At 73.5% G+C, this 21,861-nt stretch carries 20 protein-coding genes and 1 pseudogene; 16 read left to right on the forward strand and 5 right to left on the reverse strand.

The window, feature by feature from the left end; translation table 11 throughout:
- Nucleotides 1–2: 2 nt before the first annotated feature.
- Genes HB370_RS25985 through HB370_RS26000 form a run of 4 tightly spaced genes read left to right on the forward strand, consistent with a single transcriptional unit; the run spans nucleotide 3 to nucleotide 3,926 of the window.
- Nucleotides 3–923, forward strand: coding sequence for an ABC transporter permease (locus tag HB370_RS25985; protein WP_030778920.1), 921 nt, complete (start codon nucleotides 3–5; stop codon nucleotides 921–923).
- Entirely contained in the window at nucleotides 916–1,896 is a 981-nt protein-coding gene (locus HB370_RS25990) for an ABC transporter permease (protein ID WP_030778922.1), read from the forward strand. Before HB370_RS25985 ends, HB370_RS25990 begins: the two co-directional genes overlap by 8 nt.
- Before the next feature lie 7 nt (nucleotides 1,897–1,903).
- A complete protein-coding gene (locus tag HB370_RS25995; protein WP_030778924.1) occupies nucleotides 1,904–2,878 on the forward strand; it encodes an ABC transporter ATP-binding protein in 975 nt (324 codons plus the stop codon).
- Nucleotides 2,871–3,926 carry a dipeptide ABC transporter ATP-binding protein gene (locus tag HB370_RS26000; RefSeq protein ID WP_030778926.1) on the forward strand — a complete coding sequence of 352 codons (1,056 nt, stop codon included), beginning with the start codon at nucleotides 2,871–2,873 and terminating at the stop codon, nucleotides 3,924–3,926. The genes HB370_RS25995 and HB370_RS26000 overlap by 8 nt, the downstream gene beginning before the upstream one ends.
- Nucleotides 3,927–4,036: 110 nt before the next feature.
- Here HB370_RS26000 and HB370_RS26005 read toward each other — a convergent pair whose 3' ends face one another.
- On the reverse strand, nucleotides 4,037–6,166 hold the full coding sequence (locus tag HB370_RS26005; RefSeq protein WP_030778928.1) for a prolyl oligopeptidase family serine peptidase: 2,130 nt from the start codon (nucleotides 6,164–6,166) through the stop codon (nucleotides 4,037–4,039).
- A 172-nt stretch (nucleotides 6,167–6,338) separates the two neighbouring features.
- On the opposite strand from HB370_RS26005, the gene HB370_RS26010 reads away from it, so the two are divergent.
- The 8 genes from HB370_RS26010 to HB370_RS26045 all read left to right on the forward strand — a co-directional run bounded on the left by HB370_RS26010 (nucleotide 6,339) and on the right by HB370_RS26045 (nucleotide 14,105).
- Nucleotides 6,339–6,533, forward strand: coding sequence for a hypothetical protein (locus HB370_RS26010; RefSeq protein WP_030614868.1), 195 nt, complete (start codon nucleotides 6,339–6,341; stop codon nucleotides 6,531–6,533).
- Between the two features lie 48 nt (nucleotides 6,534–6,581).
- On the forward strand, nucleotides 6,582–7,436 hold the full coding sequence (gene mshB, locus HB370_RS26015) for an N-acetyl-1-D-myo-inositol-2-amino-2-deoxy-alpha-D-glucopyranoside deacetylase (RefSeq protein WP_030778929.1): 855 nt from the start codon (nucleotides 6,582–6,584) through the stop codon (nucleotides 7,434–7,436).
- Nucleotides 7,433–7,849, forward strand: a complete 417-nt coding sequence (locus HB370_RS26020) for a DUF6113 family protein (protein WP_167513025.1) — start codon at nucleotides 7,433–7,435, stop codon at nucleotides 7,847–7,849. Before mshB ends, HB370_RS26020 begins: the two co-directional genes overlap by 4 nt.
- 158 nt (nucleotides 7,850–8,007) lie before the next feature.
- The gene (locus HB370_RS26025; protein WP_167513026.1) at nucleotides 8,008–10,488 is read left to right on the forward strand and encodes a hypothetical protein; all 2,481 of its coding nucleotides are present in this window, start codon (nucleotides 8,008–8,010) and stop codon (nucleotides 10,486–10,488) included.
- Nucleotides 10,489–10,625: 137 nt separating this feature from the next.
- Nucleotides 10,626–11,564 carry an ABC transporter ATP-binding protein gene (locus HB370_RS26030; protein ID WP_037700977.1) on the forward strand — a complete coding sequence of 313 codons (939 nt, stop codon included), beginning with the start codon at nucleotides 10,626–10,628 and terminating at the stop codon, nucleotides 11,562–11,564.
- Nucleotides 11,561–12,301 (forward strand): ABC transporter permease, encoded by a 741-nt coding sequence (locus HB370_RS26035; RefSeq protein ID WP_030778937.1) that lies wholly within the window; start codon nucleotides 11,561–11,563, stop codon nucleotides 12,299–12,301. The genes HB370_RS26030 and HB370_RS26035 overlap by 4 nt, the downstream gene beginning before the upstream one ends.
- Before the next feature lie 32 nt (nucleotides 12,302–12,333).
- Nucleotides 12,334–13,494, forward strand: a complete 1,161-nt coding sequence (locus tag HB370_RS26040) for a histidine kinase (RefSeq protein WP_030778939.1) — start codon at nucleotides 12,334–12,336, stop codon at nucleotides 13,492–13,494.
- A complete protein-coding gene (locus tag HB370_RS26045; protein WP_030778942.1) occupies nucleotides 13,491–14,105 on the forward strand; it encodes a response regulator transcription factor in 615 nt (204 codons plus the stop codon). The genes HB370_RS26040 and HB370_RS26045 overlap by 4 nt, the downstream gene beginning before the upstream one ends.
- Nucleotides 14,106–14,114: 9 nt before the next feature.
- On the opposite strand, the gene HB370_RS26050 is transcribed toward HB370_RS26045, so the two are convergent.
- Both HB370_RS26050 and HB370_RS26055 read right to left on the reverse strand, forming a co-directional pair.
- Nucleotides 14,115–14,981, reverse strand: coding sequence for a transglutaminase-like domain-containing protein (locus HB370_RS26050; RefSeq protein WP_030778944.1), 867 nt, complete (start codon nucleotides 14,979–14,981; stop codon nucleotides 14,115–14,117).
- Between the two features lie 241 nt (nucleotides 14,982–15,222).
- Nucleotides 15,223–16,218 (reverse strand): annotated as a pseudogene (locus tag HB370_RS26055) (GNAT family N-acetyltransferase); the annotation flags it as partial.
- A gap of 139 nt (nucleotides 16,219–16,357) precedes the next feature.
- Here HB370_RS26055 and fdxA point away from each other — a divergent pair.
- Together fdxA and HB370_RS26065 are read left to right on the forward strand one after the other, a co-directional pair.
- Nucleotides 16,358–16,675, forward strand: coding sequence for a ferredoxin (gene fdxA / locus HB370_RS26060; protein ID WP_030614838.1), 318 nt, complete (start codon nucleotides 16,358–16,360; stop codon nucleotides 16,673–16,675).
- 124 nt (nucleotides 16,676–16,799) lie between these two features.
- Complete coding sequence (locus HB370_RS26065; RefSeq protein WP_030778949.1) at nucleotides 16,800–17,897, forward strand: bifunctional succinyldiaminopimelate transaminase/glutamate-prephenate aminotransferase; 1,098 nt, start codon at nucleotides 16,800–16,802, stop codon at nucleotides 17,895–17,897.
- A 93-nt stretch (nucleotides 17,898–17,990) separates the two neighbouring features.
- Here HB370_RS26065 and HB370_RS26070 read toward each other — a convergent pair whose 3' ends face one another.
- Both HB370_RS26070 and HB370_RS26075 read right to left on the reverse strand, forming a co-directional pair.
- On the reverse strand, nucleotides 17,991–18,473 hold the full coding sequence (locus HB370_RS26070; RefSeq protein WP_030778950.1) for an ATP-binding protein: 483 nt from the start codon (nucleotides 18,471–18,473) through the stop codon (nucleotides 17,991–17,993).
- A gap of 314 nt (nucleotides 18,474–18,787) precedes the next feature.
- Complete coding sequence (locus tag HB370_RS26075) at nucleotides 18,788–19,780, reverse strand: heavy metal transporter (RefSeq protein WP_208974443.1); 993 nt, start codon at nucleotides 19,778–19,780, stop codon at nucleotides 18,788–18,790.
- A 95-nt stretch (nucleotides 19,781–19,875) separates the two neighbouring features.
- Between HB370_RS26075 and dapE the strand changes: the two genes are divergently transcribed.
- Both dapE and HB370_RS26085 read left to right on the forward strand, forming a co-directional pair.
- Nucleotides 19,876–20,955, forward strand: a complete 1,080-nt coding sequence (dapE, locus tag HB370_RS26080; protein WP_030778955.1) for a succinyl-diaminopimelate desuccinylase — start codon at nucleotides 19,876–19,878, stop codon at nucleotides 20,953–20,955.
- Nucleotides 20,956–21,060: 105 nt separating this feature from the next.
- On the forward strand, nucleotides 21,061–21,819 hold the full coding sequence (locus HB370_RS26085; protein WP_030778957.1) for a TIGR00730 family Rossman fold protein: 759 nt from the start codon (nucleotides 21,061–21,063) through the stop codon (nucleotides 21,817–21,819).
- Nucleotides 21,820–21,861 lie beyond the last annotated feature (42 nt).

The raw sequence follows: 21,861 nt of genomic DNA on the forward strand, positions 1-21,861 counted from the left end.
CCGTGGGACGCCACGTCCTGCGCCGGCTGCTGCAGATGATCCCGGTCTTCGTCGGGGCCACGCTGCTGATCTTCCTGATGGTCAACGTGATGGGCGATCCCGTCGCCGGCCTGTGCGGGGAACGGGCCTGCGACCCGGCGACCGCCGCCCAGCTCAGACGGGAGTTCGGCCTCGACCAGCCGGTGTGGCGGCAGTACCTCACCTACATGGCGAAGGTCTTCACCGGCGACTTCGGCACGGCGTTCAACGGACAGCCGGTCACCGAGCTGATGGCGACGGCGTTCCCGGTCACCGTCCGGCTGACCGTCGTGGCCGTCCTCTTCGAGGTGGTCGTCGGCGTCACCCTGGGCGTGGTGACCGGGCTCAGGCGCGGCCGGCCCGTGGACACCGCGGTGCTGCTGGCCACCCTGGTGGTCATCTCCGTGCCGACCTTCGTCACCGGCCTGCTGCTGCAACTGCTGCTCGGCATCAAGTGGCAGTGGATCAGACCCTCGGTGCGCGCCGGCGGCTTCGACGAGCTGATCGTGCCCGGGCTGGTCCTCGCCTCCGTCTCGCTCGCCTACGTCACCCGGCTGACCCGCACCTCCCTCGCGGAGAACCGGCGCTCCGACTACGTCCGCACCGCCGTCGCCAAGGGCCTGCCCCGCCGCCGGGTCGTCACCCGGCACCTGCTGCGCAACTCGCTCATCCCCGTGGTCACGTTCATCGGCACCGACATCGGCGCGCTGATGGGCGGCGCCATCGTCACCGAGCGGATCTTCAACATCCACGGCGTCGGCTACCAGCTCTACCAGGGCATCCTGCGCCAGAACAGCCAGACCGTCGTCGGCTTCGTGACCGTGCTGGTCCTCGTCTTCCTGGTGGCCAACCTGCTCGTGGACCTGCTGTACGCCGTACTCGATCCGAGGATCCGCCATGCCTGAACAGCCCTACGAGCCCGAAGGCGCGATCGCCGGCACCGGCATGGGCGGTGCGATGGACCTCGGCGCGAGCGAGGCCGTCACGCTGGAGGGGACACCGGGCGGAGCGCCCGGGCAGGGACCGGCCGGCCGGCCCCGGTCGCTGTGGTCCGACGCCTGGCGGGACCTGCGCCGCAACCCCGTCTTCCTGCTGTCGGCCTTGGTCATCTGCTTCCTGGTGCTGATCTCGCTGTGGCCCTCGCTGATCGCCCCCGGCTCCCCGCTCAGCTGCGACCTGGCCAGATCCCAGGACGGCCCGGCCCCGGGCGCCCCCTTCGGCTACGACGGCCAGGGCTGCAACGTCTACACCCGCACCGTCCACGGCGCCCGTACGTCCGTCACGGTCGGCCTGTGCGCCACGCTCGGGGTGGCGCTGCTCGGCTCGGTGCTCGGCGGACTCGCGGGCTACTTCGGCGGCGTCTGGGACGCGCTGCTGTCCCGGCTCACCGACATCTTCTTCGCCATCCCGGTCGTCCTCGGCGGCCTGGTCCTGCTCTCGATGGTCACCTCCACCACGGTCTGGCCGGTCGTCGGCTTCATGGTGCTGCTGGGATGGCCGCAGATCTCCCGGATCGCGCGCGGCTCGGTCCTCACCGTCAAGCAGAACGACTACGTCCAGGCCGCCCGCGCCCTCGGCGCCTCCGACACCCGCATCCTGCTCCGACACATCGCCCCCAACGCGGTGGCGCCCGTCATCGTCGTCGCCACCATCGCGCTCGGCACCTACATCGCCCTGGAGGCGACCCTGTCCTACCTCGGCGTCGGCCTGAGACCGCCCAGCGTCTCCTGGGGCATCGACATCTCCGCCGCCTCCCCCTTCATCCGCAACGCCCCGCACGCCCTGCTGTGGCCCTCGGGCGCCCTGGCCGTGACGGTGCTGGCCTTCATCATGCTCGGCGACGCGGTCCGCGACGCCCTCGACCCGAAGCTGAGGTGACGGCGCCGTGCTGCTCGAAGTGCGGGACCTGCGCGTGGAGTTCCGGACCCGGGACGGTGTCGCCCGGGCCGTCGACGGGGTCGGCTACGCGGTGGACGCGGGGGAGACCCTGGCCGTGCTCGGCGAGTCCGGCTCCGGCAAGTCCGTCACCGCGCAGGCCGTGATGGGCATCCTGGACACCCCGCCCGGCCGGATCACCGGCGGGCGCGTCCTGTTCCAGGGCCGGGACCTGCTCACCCTCAAGGAGCGGGAGCGGCGCCGGATCCGGGGCGCGCAGATGGCGATGATCTTCCAGGACGCGTTGTCGGCGCTCAACCCGGTGCTCACCGTGGGGGACCAGCTCGGGGAGATGTTCGTCGTGCACCGGGGGATGTCCCGCAAGGACGCCCGGGCCCGGGCGGTGGAGCTGATGGAGCGGGTGCGCATCCCGGCGGCGGCCCAGCGGGTGCGGGACTACCCCCACCAGTTCTCCGGCGGCATGCGCCAGCGCATCATGATCGCGATGGCGCTGGCCCTGCGGCCGGCCCTCGTCATCGCCGACGAGCCCACCACCGCCCTGGACGTCACGGTCCAGGCCCAGGTCATGGATCTCCTGGCGGAGCTGCGGCGCGAGTACCGCATGGGGCTGATCCTGATCACCCACGACCTGGGCGTGGTCGCGGACGTCGCCGACCGGATCGCGGTGATGTACGCCGGGAGGATCGTCGAGTCCGCGCCCGTGCACGACCTCTACCGGGCCCCCGCCCACCCCTACACCCGGGGGCTGCTGGACTCGGTGCCCCGGCTGGACCGCAAGGGCCGGGAGCTGTACGCCATCAAGGGCATGCCGCCGAACCTCATGCGCGTCCCGCCCGGCTGCTCCTTCCACCCGCGCTGCCCGATGGCCCAGGATGTGTGCCGCACCGACGAGCCGCCGCTGTACGAGGTGCCCGGCGGCCGGGGCAGCGCCTGCCACTTCTGGAGGGAGTGCCTGCGTGGCTGAGCCGATTCTGGAGGTGACCGGGCTGGTCAAGCACTACCCCCTCACCCGGGGCGTGCTGCTGCGCGGGCAAACCGGCGCGGTGAAGGCGGTCGACGGCGTCGACTTCGCGCTCGGCCGGGGCGAGACCCTGGGCCTGGTCGGCGAGTCGGGCTGCGGCAAGTCGACGGTGGCCCGGCTGCTGTGCCATCTGGAGCGCCCGACGGCCGGCACCATCCGGTTCAAGGGCGAGGACGTCACCGCCCTGTCCGGCCGGGCACTGAAGGCCGTGCGCCGCGCCGTCCAGATGGTCTTCCAGGACCCCTACACCTCGCTCAACCCCCGGATGACGGTCGGGGACATCGTCGGGGAGCCGTACGAGATCCACCCCGAGGCGGCTCCCAAGGGCGACCGGCGGCGCAGGGTGCGGGAGCTGCTGGACGTGGTCGGCCTGGACCCGGAGTACGCGGGCCGCTACCCCCACCAGTTCTCCGGCGGCCAGCGCCAGCGCGTCGGCATCGCCCGGGCGCTGGCGCTGCGTCCCGAGGTCGTGGTCGCCGACGAGCCGGTGTCCGCCCTGGACGTCTCGGTGCAGGCCCAGGTGGTCAACCTGCTGGCCCGGCTCCAGGCGGAGTTCGGCCTGTCGTACGTCTTCATCGCGCACGACCTGTCGGTGGTGCGGCACATCTCGGACCGGGTCGGGGTGATGTACCTGGGCCGGATCGTGGAGAGCGGCCCGGCCGACGCGATCTACGACCATCCGACGCACCCCTATACCCAGGCCCTGCTCTCCGCGGTGCCCGTGCCCGACCCCGGGGCCCGGGACCGGCGCGAGCGGATCATCCTCACCGGGGACGTGCCCTCGCCGGCGGCCGTCCCGTCCGGGTGCCGCTTCCGCACCCGCTGCTGGAAGGCGCGCGAGCGGTGCGCGCGGGAGGTCCCGGAGCTGGCGGTGCCGGCCGTCTTCCGGGACGCCGGCGGCCCCGCGGCCCACCCGTCGGCCTGTCACTTCGCCGAGGAGAGGCCGGCCGTCCCCTCCGGGGAGCCCGGCAACGGGAACGGGCCGGGGTGACATGGCGCACCCCGGCCCGTTTACGGCACCCGCACGGCCGTACGCAGTTCAGGCTGCCTTGTCCGTATATCGGTACCGCTTCCGTGAAGTTGCCTGCGTGTTAACGGAGTTCACGGGCGTTTCACCGGGGGCAGGGAGCGCCGCAGGAAGTCCAGCTGGAGGTGGAGCAGATTCTCCGCGACCGTCTCCTGCGGGGTCATGTGGGTGACCCCGGACAGCGGCAGCACCTCGTGCGGCCGGCCGGCGGCCAGCAGGGCGGAGGACAGCCGCAGCGAGTGGGCGACCACCACGTTGTCGTCAGCGAGCCCGTGGATCACCATCATCGGGCGGTGCGGTTCGGCCGCGTCGACCAGGCCCGCGTCGTCGATCACCGAGTTGCGGCGGTAGACCTCCGGCTGCTCGCCCGGATCGCCGAGGTAGCGCTCCTGATAGTGGGTGTCGTAGAGCCTGAGGTCGGTGACGGGCGCGCCGACCACCGCCGCGTGGAAGACGTCCGGGCGGCGCAGCACCGCCAGCGCCGCCAGATAGCCGCCGAAGGACCAGCCCCGGATCGCCACCCGGTCCAGGTCCAGCGGGTACCGCTCGGCGAGCGCGTGCAGCGCGTCGACCTGGTCCTGGAGCACCACGGCCGCCACGTCGTCCCGGATCGCCTTCTCCCAGCCGGGGGAGCGGCCCGGGGTGCCCCGGCCGTCGGCGACGAGCACCGCGAAACCCTGGTCGGCGAACCACTGGGAGGTGAGGTGGGCGTTGTGCGCGGCCACCACCCGCTGCCCGTGCGGGCCGCCGTAGGGATCCAGCAGGACCGGCAGAGGAGTGTCGCCGGGGTAGTCCCGTGGCATAAGCACGGCGCATGGAATTCGGCGTGCGCCCCCTTCGGTGAGCGTGACCCGCGGACGCAGCCCCGGATCCTCGGCGTACGACCGGATCGTGGCCGCCGGCTTCCCGTCGCACAGCACCCGGGCCCGGGTGCCCGGCCGGTCCAGGGCCGCGGACACCAGGACGGTCACACCCCCGGCGCGCACCGCGGAGTGCACACCGGGCTCGTCCGACACGCGCTCCACACCCAACTCGTTCACTCTGTACACATGAACTTCGCCAATTTCCGGCGCCGCGGCCTCCGGACCGGAAGAGGCGGAAACCAGTACGTCCCGGGAACCCACGTCCAGAACCGCACGAATGTGCAACTGTGCGCTGGTCAACGGCCGTTCCCCGACCGTCAGCACCCGGGCGCCGCCCTCGTCCGCGATGCGGACAAGCCGCCCCGAGGGGCTCCAGCAGGGCACACCAGCGAAAAGTTCCAGCCAATCTGAGTCCTCGTCGGCGTGCACCATCCGGGTGGCCCCGGAATCGGGGTCCACGGCCAGGAACAGCTGGCTGCGCTGGTCCCGCGCCTGCACCAGCAGCAGCGGCGCACCCGCCTCTGACCAGTGCACACGCGCCAGATAGGGATAGCGGGCCCGGTCCCAGACCACCTCCGTGCGACTGCCGTCCAGCCCGAGGACGAACAGGTGTACGTCCGCGTTGGGGGTGCCCGCCGCCGGGTACCGGATGTTGAGTGGCTCACGTTCCGGACGGGCCGGATCCGCGATCCACCACCGCCGCACCGGCGTGTCGTCCACGCGCGCCACCAGCAGCCGGTCCGAGGACGGAGCCCACCAGAAGCCCCGCGAACGCCCCATCTCCTCGGCCGCGACGAACTCCGCGAGCCCGTAGGAGACCTCCGCCGACTCCGGCTCGGCCAGCGCCCGGTCGCCGTCCCCCTCGGCGCCCACCACCCGCAGCGCGCCCCGCGCGACGTAGGCGATGTGCCGCCCGTCGGGGGCCGGACGAGGGTCGATCACCGATCCCGGAACGGGGAGTTCACGTGCCGTCCCGGCCCGTAGCTCCGCCGTGAAAAGCCGCCCTGACAAGGCGAAGGACGCCAGCTCCACGGAATTGTCGGTGGCATAACCGACGATGCCCCCACCCCCCTCCCGGCTCCGCTCGCGGCGGGCCCGCTCCTCGGGCGGCAGCTCTTCCGGGGAGCCCTGGAGCAGCACCCCGGGATCGGCCGCCAGGCGCTCGGTGCCGTCCGGAAGGTCCAGTACCCACAGGGAGTTGGCCCGGTCGGTGCCCGAGCCGGAACGCAGGAACGCCACGCGCGCGCCGTCGGGTGCCACGGTGAAGGAACGCGGCGCGCCGAGCGTGAACCGCTGCGTCCGCGCGTGCCGGCGGGGGAAGGAGTCAGCCTCGGTCGTCATACCCCGACCATATTGGCCATGCGCCCCCTTGTGCGGCTGTGCGCCGAGCGATGCGCGCACACGGATAGTTATGATCACTACCGCTGTGTGGGTATCAACCTGCTGGCGACTGCATGGATTTGCTCAACTGATCTAGAACCCGCGTCCCTGGGATCTTTGGAGGTGAGCCGCCGTGGCACTCTCGATTTCGGCGGTGGTGCTGCTGGCGATCATCGTCTTCCTGTTGATCAAGAAGTCAGGACTGAAGGGCGGCCATGCGGTCGTCTGCATCCTGCTCGGCTTCTATCTCGCCTCCTCGACCATCGCGCCCACGATCAGAGAGCTGACGACCAACGTCGCCGGCATGATCGGCAGCATCAAGTTCTGAGGGCCGGTGTCGCCGGGGGCGGTGCGCGAGACCTCGTAGGGTGGTGCCATGACGGAACTGCCCGCGCGGCGTCTGCTGCTGGTGCACGCGCACCCGGACGACGAGTCGATCAACAACGGCGCGACCATGGCCAGGTACGCGGCCGAGGGTGCCCATGTGACCCTGGTCACCTGCACCCTGGGCGAGCGCGGCGAGGTCATCCCGCCGGAGCTGCGGCATCTGACGGGCCCCGCGCTGGGCACACACCGGCGCGGTGAGCTGGGCGCGGCCCTCGCCGCGCTCGGCGTCACCGACGGCCGGCTGCTCGGCGGCGCCGGGCGCTACGGCGACTCCGGGATGACCGGCACCGCCGACAACGACGACCCCGGCTGCTTCTGGCAGGCCGACGTGGACGAGGCCGCCGGCCACCTCGCCGAGGTGATCCTGGAGGTACGCCCGCAGGTCCTCGTCACCTACGACGACAACGGCGGCTACGGCCACCCCGACCACGTCCAGGCCCACCGCGTCGCCATGCGCGCCGTCGACCTCGCGGCCGAACGCGGCCACCGGATCGCCAAGGTGTACTGGAACCGCGTCCCGCGCTCCGTCGCCGAGGCCGCCTTCGCCCGCCTCCGGGACGAACTGGACACCCTGCCGTTCGACAAGAGCGCGGCCGTGGACGACGTACCGGGCGTGGTCGACGACGAGCGGATCACCACCGCCGTCGACGGCACCGCGCACGCCGCCGCCAAGGCCGCCGCGATGCGCGCCCACGCCACCCAGATCGAGGTGGCCGGGCCGTACTTCGCGCTCTCCAACGCCCTCGCCCAGCCGCTGTTCACCACCGAGTACTACGAGCTGGTGCGCGGCACGGCCGAGCCCGGGGAGACCGACCTCTTCGCGGGTGTCGAGGAGGCGTCATGAGCGGCGGCGGACCGGGCCCGCTGCTCGCCCAGCCGTTGCGCCCGCCCTCTCCCGGCCGGGCCGCCGCCCTCGCCGGCCTGCTCGTGCTCGGCGCGCTCGTGGGCGCGGCCGGCGCCCTGGTGCAGGCCGCCTGGTTCCCCGGCGGGCTGCTGCTCTCCCTCGCCGGCGCCGCCGGGGCCTTCCTCGGCGGCTCCTACGCCACGCGCAGCCGGGGCGGGGCGGTCGCGCCGGCCGCGGGCTGGCTCGTCGCCGTGGTCCTGCTCACCACCACCCGCCCGGAAGGCGACTTCCTGTTCGGCGCGGGCGGCGGCTCCTATCTCTTCCTGCTCGGCGGCATGGTGCTGGCTGTGATCTGTGCCACCGTTGGCGCCGGACGGCAACCCGGCGGCGGCTCCGCCCGACTTGGCAAGTGACGTACCACTTCGCCGTGCGGCGCACGTGCGAGTCCCGTGTGGGTTTCCTCAGCGGTCATGGGATGCGCGCCAGAAGTGGCCAGTATGGTGGTGCGCGCCGCCGAGCCGCCCGAGCAGTCAGGTCGTAAGGGCGGCGGAGCCAACCGGGAGAACCTGCCTTGAGTCGTGAAACTGACACTCCGTCCTCCGGGCCCAACGGGCGCGGCGGAGCCGCATACCCCTCCGGCACACCGCCGTACGGGACCCCCCTGGCTTCCGACGACGGTACGGGCGCGGGCCGTTCGGGCACGCGGCCGGACGAGAAGAAGACCGAGACCACGCTGACGACCCGGATCCGGATCAACATCCCCGGATCCCGGCCCATCCCGCCGGTCGTCGTGCGCAAGCCCGTCGCGGACGGAGAGGGCGGCGGGGACGACACGCCCGCCGCCGAGGAGCGGCCCACGGCGGACCGCGCGCCCGCCGCCGACGGCACCGCCGAGGCCCCGGCCGAGCCCGCCGGGCAGGCGGAGGAGAAGACCAGCGACTGGTTCGCGCCCCGCAAGTCCGGCGCCCCGAAGGGCGGTCCGGGCGGTGGCGGCACCAACGGCGCCGGCATCAAGGGCGGTTCGGCCGCACCGGCTCCCGCCTCCGGCGCGGCGCGCCCCCGCAAGGGTGGTCCGGGTGCGTCCGGCGCGTCCGGTGCCACCGGCGCGCGCTCCGGCGGACGTCCCGGCGGTGTGGTCGGCGCCATGAGCGCGCCGGGCGGCTCCCGCCCCGGCGGCCGCAAGGGCGGTGCCGCGGGCGGCAGGGGCCTGCCCGGCGCCACCGGTGGCCCGGTCGCCCCGGGCCACGGCGGCGGCACCGGCTCCTTCGACGTGACCGAGGCGCTGACCGCGGGCCCGCTGGGCGGCGGCTCCCGCCCCGGCACCCCCGGTTCCGGTGCGCCCGGAGCCGATGACTCCCGCCGCGACGACCTGCCGTACTTCTCGGCCCACGGCGGCCAGGACGGCTACGGCGCCGGTGCGAGCGGACCCGACGGCTACGGCGCCGGTGCCGCTGGATCCGACGGCTACGGCGGTGGCGCGACCGGTGCCCCGCAGCAGGGCGGCGCCGGAGACTTCACCGGACACGGCGGTCTGAACGGACACGGCGGCCCCGGCGGTCCGAACGGACACGGTGGCGCCAGCGGCTTCAACGGGCCCGGCGGAACCGGCGGCCCCGGCGGCCCGCAGGGTCCGGCCGGCCCCACCGGCGGACCGGTCACCGGCGACGGCACCCTCGTGCCGCCGCCCGGCCCCGGCGCGGGCGGCCCCTTCGACGGCCCCTCGGGCGCGGACGCCGGCTACCCCGGCCAGGGCACCCCGCGCAGCGCCCTGACCGACCTCGCGGACCTCGACGGCCCCGGCGCCGGTCCCGCCGGTGCGGGCACCCGCCCGGCCGGCCGCGGTCCCGGCGGCGGGCTCAGCGACGACACCGCGATCCTCACCCCGCAGAAGCCGGCCCCCGAACCGGGCACGCCCGGCTACCGCTCGCCGGCCGCCGGCAACGTCTCCGGGCAGACCGTCACCAGCGGCATCCCGGTCGTGCCCGGCGCGGGCGGCGGCGCCCCGTTCGGCACCCCCGGCGGCGGCCCGGCGGCGCCCGCGGCGCCCGCGCCCAAGCCGGAACCGGCCCCCGCCGCCAAGGCGGCCAAGCCGAAGAAGAAGGGCCGCAGCAAGCTGATGCTGCTCGGTGCCCTCGTGGTCGTCGTCGCGGGCGGTGCCTACGGCGCCGGACTGCTGATGAACCACACCGACGTGCCCAAGGGCACCACCGTGCTCGGTGTCGACATCGGCGGCGGCACCCGCGACGACGCGGTCAAGAAGCTGGACGACGCCTTCGGCAAGCGGGTCGACAAGCCGCTGAAGCTCGCCGTCGGCGGCAAGACCGTCACCCTCACCCCGGAGAACGCGGGCCTCCAGTTCGACTACCAGGCCACCGTCAGCGAGGCCGCGCACAGCGACTACAACCCGGTCCACGTCGTCGGCTCCCTGTTCGGGCAGAAGCGCGTGGTCGCCCCGGTCATGCCGGTGGACGAGGAGAAGCTGCACGCCGCGCTCCAGCAGGCCGGCGGCGGCTCTCAGGCGGGCGCGGGCGTGGCCACCGACGGCACCATCGAGTTCAAGTCCGGCAAGGCCGTGCCCGTCTACGGCAAGGCGGGCAAGGCCGTCGACGCCGAACACTCCGCCCAGGCGGTCGAACAGGCATTCCGGGCGCTGGTGGAGACGGGCGACGCCACCCCGGTCGCCGTGCCGACCACCACCCGGCAGCCGACGGTCTCCGACGCCGAGGTCGACCGGATGATGAAGGAGTTCGCCGAGCCCGCGATGTCGGGCCGGGTGACGGTCCAGGTGGACGCGGCCCACTCGGTGCCGTTCAGCCCGCAGAACTCGCTGTGGAAGTTCCTCCGGGTCACGGCCGTGAACGGCAAGCTGGTCGACAAGCCCGACCTGGCCGCCCTCAAGGAGCTGTACGGCCAGGCCTTCGACGGGGTGCTCATCACCCGGGGCAACGGCAAGAAGACGGCCGTCACCCCCGAGGACGTCTACGCGGCGCTGCGTCCCGCGCTGATGAGCAGGACCAACCGGGTCGGGGTCATCGAGACGAACCCGAGCTAGGCGGTCACCGCACGGGAAGCGGGGGCGTCTCCACGACGGGGGCGCCCCTCGCCGCACCGTCACCCGCCCCGCATGACATCTGTCACCCGGCGGTCAGGACCCACGGCACTGCCGGGCCGCCACCCCCTGCCGCCAGCATGGACACCATGACGACGACAGCGGTACCGGCCACCACCACCCCGGTGGTCGGGTTCGACCAGGTGACCAAGACGTACGGGAGCGTGCGGGCCGTGGACGGCCTCTCGCTGCGGCTGTACCCGGGCGAGACCGTCGCCCTCCTCGGCCCGAACGGGGCCGGCAAGTCCACCACCCTCGATCTGCTCCTCGGGCTGAAGCAGCCCGACAGCGGCTCGGTCGCCCTGTTCGGCACCAGCCCGCGCGAGGCCATCGTGGCCGGCCGGGTCGGTGCCATGCTGCAGAGCGGCGGGCTGACGGACGGGGTCACCGTCGCCGAACTGGTGAAGCTGGCCTGCGCGCTGCACCCGCGGCCCTACCCGGTCGCCGACGTGCTGGCGCGCGCGGGCCTGAGCCAGATCGCCGACCGCAAGGCCGACAAGCTGTCCGGCGGACAGGCCCAGCGGGTCCGGTTCGCCCTCGCCACCGCCGGCGACAGCGACCTGATCGTCCTGGACGAGCCGACCACCGGCATGGACGTCTCCGCCCGCCAGGCCTTCTGGGCCACCATGCGCGAGCAGGCCGACCAGGGCCGTACGGTGCTGTTCGCCACCCACTACCTCGAAGAGGCCGACGCCATCGCCGACCGGGTCCTGGTGCTGCACCGGGGCCGCCTCCTCGCCGACGGCACCGCCGCCGAGATCAAGGCAAAGGCGGGTGTCCGCCGTATCTCCTTCGACCTGGCCGGCGGCATCGACGAAAGCGCCCTCGGCGCCCTGCCGTCCGTCACCCGGATCGACGTCTCGGGCCGGACCGTCCGCATCCAGTCCGTCGACGCCGACGCCACCGTCCACGCCCTGTACGGCCTCGGCCTCTACCCCCGCAACCTCGAGGTCGCCGGCCTCGGCCTGGAGCAGGCATTCGTCGCCATCACCGCCGCCGAGGAGGCCAAGCAGCAGTGAACAGCCTGATCAAGCTCGAACTCGTCCGGGCCCTGCGCAACCGCAAGTTCCTGTTCTTCACCGTGATCTACCCCTCGGCCCTGTTCCTGCTGATCGCGGGCAACGCCGACAGCCACACCGAGGTCGACGGCACGGGGCTGACCCTGCCGACGTACATGATGGTCTCCATGGCCTCCTTCGGCGCCCTGACCGCCACGCTCATGGGCAACAGCGAGCGCATCGCCAAGGAGCGCGAGAGCGGATGGGTACGGCAGCTGCGGCTGACCCCGCTGCCCGGGCGCGGCTACGTCCTCGCCAAGACCGCCGGCGCGGCCGTGGTCAGCCTGCCGTCCATCGTCATCGTGTTCGCGGTAGCCGCCGTGGTGAAGGACGTACGCCTCGACGCCTGGCAGTGGCTCGCGCTGAGCGGCGCCGTCTGGGCCGGCAGCCTGGTCTTCGCCGCGCTCGGCGTCGCCCTCGGCTACCTGGCCACCGGCGACGCGGTCCGCCCGATCACCATGATCATCTACTTCGGGCTGTCCATGCTGGGCGGCCTGTGGATGCCCACCACCACCTTCCCGCAGTGGCTCCAGGACATCGCCCGGTGGCTGCCCACCCACGCGTACGCTGCCCTGGGACGGGCCATCGAACAGAGCCAGGCCCCGCACGCCCAGGACATCGCCGTGCTCGTCGTCTCCTTCGTCCTGTTCGCGGGCGGCGCCGCCTGGCTGTACCGGAAGGACACGCTGAAGGCGTGAGCGGCACGACGACGGAAGACCGGGACACCGCGATGCCGCGGCACACCCCCGTGGGCTGGCCGCCCACCAGCCGGCGCGACCTGATGGTCAAGTCGCTGTGGATCCTGGTCTGGCTGGTCTTCCTCAGCTCACCCGTCGAGGACCTGGCCGGCGGCCACCACTCCACCGCCGCCACCGTGGCGGGCTCCTGCGGCCTCGCCGTCTTCGTCGGGGTCTATCTGACGATGGTCTTCCGCAACATCGGCCGCCCGTTCTCCCGGGGCGTCGTGCTCGGCCTCGGCGGGATCCTCGGCATCCTCGCGCCCGTCCTGGCCTACACCCTCGGCAGCGCCTGGCTGGGCCTGTTCGTCTACCTGGCGGTCGCCTTCGGCGCCACGCTGCCGCTGCGCGCCGCCTACTGGGCCATCCCGGCCTCCGCCCTCGTGATGTACCTGATCGGCATGCGTTCCGCCGAGAAGGAGGCGCGCGGCCTGGTCGTCCTCGTCGTGCTCATCGGGTTCGCGATGACCGGCGTCGGCCAGCTCGTGCGCACCACCATCGAGCTGCGCAAGGCCCGGGCCACCGTCGCCCAGCTCGCCGCCAACGAGGAACGCCTGCGCCTCGCCCGCGACCTGCACGACCTGCTCGGTCACTCGCTCTCCCTGATCACGCTGAAGAGCGAGCTGGCCGGCCGGATGCTGCCCGGCCACCCGGAGCAGGCGGCCCGGCAGGTCGCCGACATCGAACAGGTCAGCCGGCAGGCCCTGGTCGACGTCCGGGAGGCCGTCACCGGCTACCGGCGGCCCCGGCTGGCCGCCGAACTCGCCGGCGCCCAGGCCGCCCTGGCCGCCGCCGGGGTCGTCGCCGAGGTGCCCCACGACCCCGGCCTCACCGGCGTTCCCGAGGAGGCCGAGTCCGCCCTCGCCTGGGCGCTGCGCGAGGCGGTCACCAACGTGGTCCGGCACAGCGGCGCCGACCGCTGCGCGGTACGCCTGTCGCGCCACGAGACCCTGGACGGTCCGGTGCTCGAACTCACCGTCGAGGACAACGGATCCGGCGGCCCCGGCAAGGGCCCCGGCAACGGTCTGACCGGCCTGACCGAGCGGCTCCACAAGGCCGGCGGCACCCTGCGGGCAGGCCGGGTCAGACAGGGATTCCGGCTGGTCGCCCGCGTGCCGGCGGCCCCCCTGACCGACGTAGGATCCGGGGCATGACGAGCACGATCAAGGTCCTGCTGGCCGAGGACCAGTCGATGGTCCGCGAGGCGCTGGCCGCGCTGCTCGGCCTCGAGGACGACATCGAGGTCGTCGCCCAGGCCGCGCGCGGCGACGAGGTGGTCGCCGCCGTCGGCGCGCACGGCGTGGACGTGGCACTGCTCGACATCGAGATGCCCGGCTGCACCGGCATCGAGGCCGCGGCCCGGGTGCGCCGCGCCCACCCGGACGTCAAGCTGGTCGTGCTCACCACGTTCGGGCGGCCCGGCTATCTGCGCAGCGCCATGGAGGCCGGCGCCGACGCCTTCCTCGTCAAGGACGCCCCCGCCGCCCAGCTCGCCGAGGCGATCCGCAAGGTGCTGGCCGGCGAGCGGGTCATCGACCCGACGCTGGCCGCCGCCGCGCTCGCCGAGGGCGCCAATCCGCTCACCGAGCGCGAACGCGAGGTGCTCCGCGCGGCGGCCGACGGCTCCACCAACGCCGAACTGGCCCAGGCCCTGCACCTGTCCCCGGGCACGGTCCGCAACTACCTGTCGACGGCCATCCAGAAACTGGCGGCCCGCAACCGCGCGGAGGCGGTGCTGATCGCCCGCGAGAAGGGGTGGCTGTAGGGCGCCCGGTCAGTTGAGCCGGGCGCGTGCGGTGCCCGCCTCCTGCCGGATCCTGCGCGCCGCCGCCTCGTCCACCACCTCGATCAGGCCGGCGTAGTGCTCCAGTTCCTCGGCGCCCGCCACGAACTGCCCGCACCGCACCAGCAGTTGCCCGCGCTCGTAGCGCAGGCGCGCCGGATGGGAGGGGATGAGCAGCGCCAGCTCCACGGCCCGCAGTCCCACGTCCGACCGCTCCGGCCGGGCCTCCGCCCACGCCCGGATGTTGTTCAGCACCCGCTGCACGACCTCCAGCGGCGGTGCCGGCTCCAGCATCGAGGGGTCCGGCGGCGCGCCCGTGGCGCCCACCACCAGCAGCTCGGCGTCCGTCCCGGTGAGCACCCGCCCGCCCTCGAACGGATCGGCCAGCACCCGGTCCGCCGCCGGTCCGAACCCGACCACGAAGTGCCCCGGCAGCGCGACCCCGTACACCGGCGCCCCGGCCCGGCGCGCGACCTCCAGCCACACCACCGACAGCAGGATGGGCAGCCCGCGCCGCCGCCGGAGCACCTCGTGCAGCAGGGAGGACTCCAGGTGCCGGTAGTCGCCGGGCGTGCCGTGGAAGCCGTGGCGGTCGCCGAGCAGCCGGCGCACCGCCTCCGCCCACGCGCGCGGCCCGCCCGGCCGGTACGGCAGCTCGCCCGCCAGCCGGTCCAGCTCCGCCTGCGCGGCGTCGATACCGGCGTCGTCCAGCGAGCCGTCCAGCTCGGCGCCGATCAGCAGGCACAGCGCCGGCAGATCCGGCCGCTCGGCCCGCGCCTCCTCGGCGAACCGCCGCCGCAGCTCGGCGGAGCGGTCCGGCGGGGGCGGATACGGCGGCGGCAGATACGGCTGACGCATGACAGGCTCAGGCCCTTCCGTGACGGTCGGGGGGCGTGGCGGGGCCGTGCGGTGTGTGCTGCGCGGCCGGTTTTTCCGGCGTGTGGTCGAGGGCGGCGGGTGCGGCTGGTTCTTCCGACGCGACGTCGGACGCGGCCGGTCCCCCCGGCGTGCGATCCGGGGTGGCAGGCGTGGCCGGACCTTCCGGTACGGCGTCGGGCGCGTCCGGTGCGTCCCGTACGGTGTCGGGCGCGGCCGCTTCCTCCGGGGCGCGGTAGTGGTGGTAGGCGTGGTGCGGCAGGAAGCCGAGGGTGCGGTACAGCGCCCTGCCGCCCTCGTTGTCCGTCTCCACCTGGAGCCACGCCGCCGAGGCGCCCTCGTCCAGGGCGCGCCGGGCCAGCGCGGCCATCACCTCGGTGGCCAGCCCCTCCCGGCGCCGGGCGGGGTCCACCTCGACGGCGGCGAACCCGGCCCAGCGGCCGTCCACGACACACCGTCCGATCGCCGCCGGGGGCTCGCCGGCCCCGGCACCGGGCACGGCCGCGAACCACACCGACGGTCCGCCGCGCAGCACCCTCAGGGCCACCTCGCTCACTCCCTTGCGCCGGTACCGGGCGAGCCACGCCTCGTCCGCCGTCCGGGACAGCACCACGCCCTCGCCGCCGGCCCGGTCCGCGACCGGCGCCAGCGCCCCGGTCCACACCTCGGCGCTCACCTCCCGCGCCCAGCCGCGCCGCTCCAGCTCCGCGCACAGCAGCTCCTGCGTGCCCTCGGCGCCGGTCGCGGTCTGCACCCGCGCCGGCAGACCACGCTCGCCGTACCAGCGTCGTACGGCGTCCAGGGCCGCGTCGAGCCCGAGCCCGGGGTCGCCCAGCGGCAGGACGCTGTTGGCGCGCCGGGTGAACCCGGCGGCGGCCCGCAGCTCCCAGTCGCCCAGCGGCTCGCTCTCCACCGGGGGCCAGGCGCGCGCGGCGACGCGCGCCAGTTCCGGGTAGGAGGCGGCGGGACCCCTGCGGCGCGCCGGTGCGGCGGGAATCACTTTGCCCGCGACCAGCGCGGATTCGGGGATTCCGACACTTTCCCCGTCCCGGCGTGTGATCATGAGCACGCCACCGTCCCAGGATGTGAGAACACCCACCGTGTCAGTGAACTTCTCCGGTCCGGCACCGGGTTCGCCCAACCGCCGTACAGAGACCCGTTTCCCCACGTCAGCGGGGGTGATTCGGACCTCCAGGCGTCCTGTCGCCGAGATTTCCACTGGTCAGTTCACCCCTCCTGTTCGGATCATGCTCCGGAACGGAGATACTAGGGGCGGGCATCGACGACGCCGCGCTCCCGCGCGCCAGGCGGCGGGCCTGAGGAGGCCCGCCAGCGCCCTATCGAGGAGGAACGACAGCGTGACCTACGTCATCGCGCAGCCTTGTGTCGACGTCAAGGACAAGGCGTGCATCGAGGAGTGCCCGGTCGACTGCATCTACGAGGGCCAGCGGTCCTTGTACATCCACCCGGACGAATGCGTCGACTGTGGTGCCTGTGAGCCGGTCTGCCCGGTCGAGGCGATCTTCTACGAGGACGACGTCCCGGAGGAGTGGAAGGACTACTACAAGGCGAACGTCGAGTTCTTCGACGAGCTGGGCTCGCCCGGCGGCGCCAGCAAGCTGGGGCTGATCGAGCGCGACCACCCCTTCGTCGCCGAGCTGCCGAAGCAGGGCTGAGAGCCCGCCTGAGCGCCAAGCGGCCGCAACCGCGCCGCCTCGGTCCCGTACGGCCCGATCACCCCGATCAGCGCCGCACGGGACCGAGGCGTTTGCCGCACCGTACGAAAGTGAGCCACTGATCGTGTCCGCAGTCTCCGACCGGCTTCCCGTCTTCCCGTGGGACAAGCTGGAGCCGTACAAGAAGACGGCCGCCGCCCACCCGGACGGCATCGTCGACCTCTCGGTGGGCACCCCGGTCGACCCGGTGCCCGAGCTGATCCGGAAGGCCCTGGTCGACGCGGCCGACTCGCCGGGCTACCCGACCGTCTGGGGCACCCCCGCCCTGCGCGACGCGATCACGGGCTGGCTGGAGCGCCGGCTGGGCGCCCGCGGGATCACCCACCGGCACGTGCTGCCGGTCGTCGGCTCCAAGGAACTGGTGGCCTGGCTGCCCACCCAGCTCGGCCTCGGCCCCGGCGACAAGGTCGCCTACCCGCGCCTGGCCTACCCCACCTACGAGGTCGGCGCCCGCCTCGCCCGCGCCGAGTACGAGGTCTACGACGACCCGCGCGAGCTGGACCCGGCGAACCTGCGGCTGCTCTGGCTGAACTCCCCGTCCAACCCGACGGGCCGGGTCCTGACCAAGCGGGAGCTGACGGACATCGTCGCGTGGGCCCGCGCCCACGACGTCCTGCTCTTCTCCGACGAGTGCTACCTGGAGCTGGGCTGGGAGGCCGACCCGGTCTCGGTCCTGCACCCGGACGTCAACGGCGGCTCCTACGACGGCATCGTCGCCGTGCACTCCCTGTCCAAGCGGTCCAACCTGGCGGGCTACCGCGCGGCCTTCGTCGCCGGTGACCCGGAGGTCCTCGGCCCGCTGCTGCAGATCCGCAAGCACGGCGGCATGATGACCTCCGCGCCGACGCAGGCCGCGGTCGTGGCCGCGCTCGGCGACGACGACCACGTGCGGGAACAGCGCGAGCGCTACGCGGCCCGCCGGGAGGCACTGCGCTCGGCCCTCCTCGCCCACGGCTTCCGCATCGAACACAGCGAGGCGAGCCTCTACCTGTGGGCCACCCGGGACGAGTCCTGCTGGACCACGGTCGCCCACCTGGCCGACCAGGGCATCCTGGTGGCCCCGGGCGACTTCTACGGCGAGGCGGGCGCACGCCACGTACGGGTGGCCTTCACGGCGACGGACGAACGCGTCCAGGCGGCCGTCTCCCGCCTGACCCGCTGACCCTGACCGCCTGACCGGCGCCGCAGGCGCGCGCACAACGGCGAAACGGGGCCCAGGGAACTCCCTGGACCCCGTTCACAGGCGCCGGCGGCCTCAGCCGAGCGGCAGGCCCTGCGTGGGCAGGCCCTGCGTCGGCAGGCCCTTGGTCGGCAGGGAGTCCGTCGGCAGCCCGCCCTTGGTGAGCGAGTCCGTCGGCAGGCCGCCGCCCTTCGTCGCGCCGACCGCGGCGTCCCCGAGGACACCCCCCGCGGCACCGGCCGCGTCGCCCGCGGCCTTCTGCGCCACCGGAGTCGTCCGCTTCACGGCGCTGCCGCCGGTCTTGCCCGCGGCCGGCACCGCCTGCTCGACCGCCTTGCCGCCCGTGTGGCCCGCGACCGAGGTCACCTGCCGTGCGGCACTGTCGACGGCGTCACCGGCGTGCGCCCCGTCCAGCGCGGTCAGCCCGCTCAGGTTGGGGCCGACGTCGGGCAGGTTCGTGGCCGCACCGGCGGAGCCGGCCGCACCGACCCCGGCGGCCGCTCCCGCTGCGACGAGCAGCGCGGCACGGGCGATCCGGCGGGTCAGAGGGAGGGACATGATGCTCCATTCGACGGGAGAGAACGGTGTCTGCGTCCGAGCCCGTCTCCGGCTCGGACGCCGTGACTACCGCTCGAAGCCCGCGAAGGTTGCGGACGCCCCGGGTAAAGAATGGATAACGCATCGCATTATCAGGTGTGGATAAAAACGGGCAAAGAAGGTTCGCCCGCATGCCGCGCAGAAACCTTCCGGTCCCTGATTTCCCAAGGATTTCCGCCCCGGAGGATCAACCGCGCCGACCGTCCCGTCACTCCGGCGGAGCACAACCCGCGGGAGTGACCGGACGTACTGCTGTGCGGCCCGCTGTCGACGGCCTACTGCGCGGCCACGATCCGGACGGCCCCGGCGGACCGCTCCGCCCCGGCGGCCCCCTCGGAGGCGACGGGGCGCCACTCGTCGGAGTCGCTCCCCACGGTCCACTCCCGCCCCGCGTACGTCACCCGCTCGATGCGCAGCGCCGAGGAGTTGGCGACCGCCCAGTGCGCCAGCTGCCAGCCCCGCTCGCGCTCGTCGCGCCCGGTGGCGTCCGTCCTCGCGCCCTCCGGCACCGGAACCGTCACCGTCCGCCCGCGCGCGGTCGCGGTCACGCTCGGCGACGGGGACGGCGACGGCACGGGCGTCCCGCCCACCACGGCGCCGGTCTCCTGGAGCGCGTCGCGCCCGAAGTCCCGTACCAGCGCGGCCCGTACCGCGTCCGGGCCGGTCTCGGGCGCCGTGTGCTGCGGGCGCCCGTCACAGGTCAGCGTGGCCGCCGCGCGCCCGGTCAGGGCCGCCGCCAGCAGCGTGGCGTCCGACTCGTGCTTGGCGTACGCCTCCGGGTAGCCGCTGCGCTGCACCCGCTGCGCGGCCACCGTCAGCGGCAGGTCCGTGTAGTGCGGCACCTTGGCCAGGTGCGCGTAGAAGATGCCCGCCGCGTACGACGGGTCCATGATCTGCCGCTCGCTGCCCCAGCCCTGCGAGGGGCGCTGCTGGAACAGGCCCAGCGAATCCCGGTCGCCGTGCCGGATGTTGCGCAGCCCCGACTCCTGGATGGCGGTGGCCAGCGCGATCGTCACGGCCCGCTGAGGCATCCCGCGCCCGGTGCCCACGGCCGCGATCGTGGCCGCGTTCTCCGCCTGCTCGGGCGTGAACTCGTAGGCGGCCCCGTCACCGGAGGCCGAGACCACTTTGCAGCCGCGCGCTCCGCCGCCTCCGGTGACGTACTGCACCACGAGGTACGCGGCGACACCGCACAGGACCAACAGGGCCGCCGTGAAACGGAAACGGCGGCCACGGCGCTCGGGAGAGGTGGGGGACGGCTCTGGCACGCGTACAAGGTACTGGAGCCCGGCCGGTGCCCCGCGTGGGGTCCGCGCCGTCGGCCCGGCGGTGTTCCGGCAGGTGGCGCGCTAGGGTCGAGGCCATGCCCGACACCTCCCTTGACCTCACGCTGGACGCCGCCACGCTCACCGCGCGGCTCGTGGACTTCCCGTCGGTCAGCGGCACCGAGAAGCCGCTCGCGGACGCGATCGAGACCGCCCTGCGCGCCCTGCCGCACCTGACCGTGGACCGGTACGGCAACAACGTGATCGCCCGGACGGACCTGGGCCGCGCCGAGCGCGTCATCCTGGCCGGCCACATCGACACCGTCCCGATCGCGGACAACGTGCCCTCGCGGCTCGACGACGACGGCGTGCTGTGGGGCTGCGGCACCTGCGACATGAAGTCGGGCGTGGCGGTGCAGTTGCGCATCGCGGCCACGGTCCCCGCCCCCAACCGCGACCTGACCTTCGTGTTCTACGACAACGAGGAGGTCGAGGCCGAGCGCAACGGACTCAGGCACGTCGCCGAGGCCCGTCCGGAGTGGCTCCAGGGCGACTTCGCGGTCCTGCTGGAGCCCTCCGACGGCGAGGTGGAGGGCGGCTGTCAGGGCACGCTGCGGGTGCTGCTGAAGACCACGGGCGAGCGGGCGCACTCGGCGCGCGGCTGGATGGGCTCCAACGCCATCCACGCGGCGGCGCCCATCCTGGCCCGCCTCGCGTCCTACGAGCCGCGCCGGCCGGTCATCGACGGGCTGGAGTACCGCGAGGGCCTGAACGCGGTGCGCATCGGCGGGGGAGTGGCGGGCAACGTCATCCCCGACGAGTGCGTGGTGACGGTCAACTTCCGCTACGCCCCCGACCGCACCGAGGAGGAGGCGATCGCGCACGTCCACGAGGTGTTCGCGGACTGCGGCGTGACGGAGTTCGTCGTCGACGACCACAGCGGGGGCGCGCTGCCGGGTCTGTCCCACCCGGCCGCGGCGGCCTTCATCGAGGCGGTGGGCGGCACCCCGCGGCCCAAGTACGGCTGGACGGATGTCTCCCGGTTCTCCGCGCTCGGCATCCCGGCGGTCAACTACGGCCCCGGCAACCCGCACTTGGCGCACAAGCGGGACGAGCGGGTGGAGACGGCGAAGATCCTCGCTGGCGAGGAGCGGCTGCGGAACTGGCTCACCGCGTAAGGACCGCACGGGTGCCGGTGCCTGCCGGACACGCCGGGGTCCCCCCTCCGTAACCCGTATGGATCTAGGCTGAGAAGGAACTACCGGCAAGCGGAGGGAGCGCACATGCCTACCGGCAACCCCGAGGGGAAGAAGCAGCCGCCGGACGAGCAGCGGCTCGGGCCGGTCCTCCGGCGGCGGGGCCAGGTCACCGCCAGCACGACCGACCAGCGGCTGCTGGACGAGCGCGCTCCCACCGACTGGGTCCACACCGACCCCTGGCGGGTGCTGCGCATCCAGTCGGAGTTCATCGAGGGCTTCGGCACGCTGGCCGAACTCCCGCCCGCCATCAGTGTCTTCGGCTCGGCGCGGACACCGGTGGACTCGCCCGAGTACGACGCGGGGGTGCGGCTCGGCCGGGGGCTGGTGGAGGCCGGCTTCGCGGTCATCACCGGCGGCGGCCCGGGCGCGATGGAGGCGGCCAACAAGGGGGCGTGCGAGGCGGGCGGCATCTCGGTGGGCCTCGGCATCGAGCTGCCCTTCGAGCAGGGCCTCAACCCCTACGTCGACATCGGCCTGAACTTCCGCTACTTCTTCGTCCGCAAGATGATGTTCGTGAAGTACGCGCAAGGGTTCGTGGTCCTCCCCGGCGGCCTCGGCACCCTGGACGAACTCTTCGAGGCCCTCACCCTCGTCCAGACCCAGAAGGTCACCCGCTTCCCCATCGTCCTCTTCGGCAGCGAGTACTGGGGCGGCCTGGTGTCCTGGCTGAGAAACACCCTGGTCGCCCAGGGCAAGGCCGCGGAGAAGGACCTCCTCCTGTTCCACGTCACGGACGAGGTGGAGGAGGCGGTGTCCCTGGTGTCGAAGGAGGCGGGGCGGTAGGTGCCGCTTTGAGCGCATCGGCCGCACCCACGGGTGACCGGC

The sequence above is a fragment of the Streptomyces sp. DSM 40868 genome (assembly GCF_011820545.1).
In the GTDB taxonomy this organism is placed as follows: domain Bacteria; phylum Actinomycetota; class Actinomycetes; order Streptomycetales; family Streptomycetaceae; genus Streptomyces; species Streptomyces eurythermus.

Bases quoted from the DNA above. Each gene is read 5' to 3' on its own strand.
- HB370_RS25990 (WP_030778922.1), top strand. From the start codon at position 916: ATGCCTGAACAGCCCTACGAGCCCGAAGGCGCGATCGCCGGCACCGGC.
- HB370_RS26005 (WP_030778928.1), bottom strand. From the start codon at position 6,166: ATGACGACCGAGGCTGACTCCTTCCCCCGCCGGCACGCGCGGACGCAG.
- mshB (WP_030778929.1), top strand. From the start codon at position 6,582: ATGACGGAACTGCCCGCGCGGCGTCTGCTGCTGGTGCACGCGCACCCG.
- HB370_RS26020 (WP_167513025.1), top strand. From the start codon at position 7,433: ATGAGCGGCGGCGGACCGGGCCCGCTGCTCGCCCAGCCGTTGCGCCCG.
- HB370_RS26030 (WP_037700977.1), top strand. From the start codon at position 10,626: ATGGACACCATGACGACGACAGCGGTACCGGCCACCACCACCCCGGTG.
- HB370_RS26040 (WP_030778939.1), top strand. From the start codon at position 12,334: ATGCCGCGGCACACCCCCGTGGGCTGGCCGCCCACCAGCCGGCGCGAC.
- HB370_RS26045 (WP_030778942.1), top strand. From the start codon at position 13,491: ATGACGAGCACGATCAAGGTCCTGCTGGCCGAGGACCAGTCGATGGTC.
- HB370_RS26050 (WP_030778944.1), bottom strand. From the start codon at position 14,981: ATGCGTCAGCCGTATCTGCCGCCGCCGTATCCGCCCCCGCCGGACCGC.
- HB370_RS26070 (WP_030778950.1), bottom strand. From the start codon at position 18,473: ATGTCCCTCCCTCTGACCCGCCGGATCGCCCGTGCCGCGCTGCTCGTC.
- dapE (WP_030778955.1), top strand. From the start codon at position 19,876: ATGCCCGACACCTCCCTTGACCTCACGCTGGACGCCGCCACGCTCACC.
- HB370_RS26085 (WP_030778957.1), top strand. From the start codon at position 21,061: ATGCCTACCGGCAACCCCGAGGGGAAGAAGCAGCCGCCGGACGAGCAG.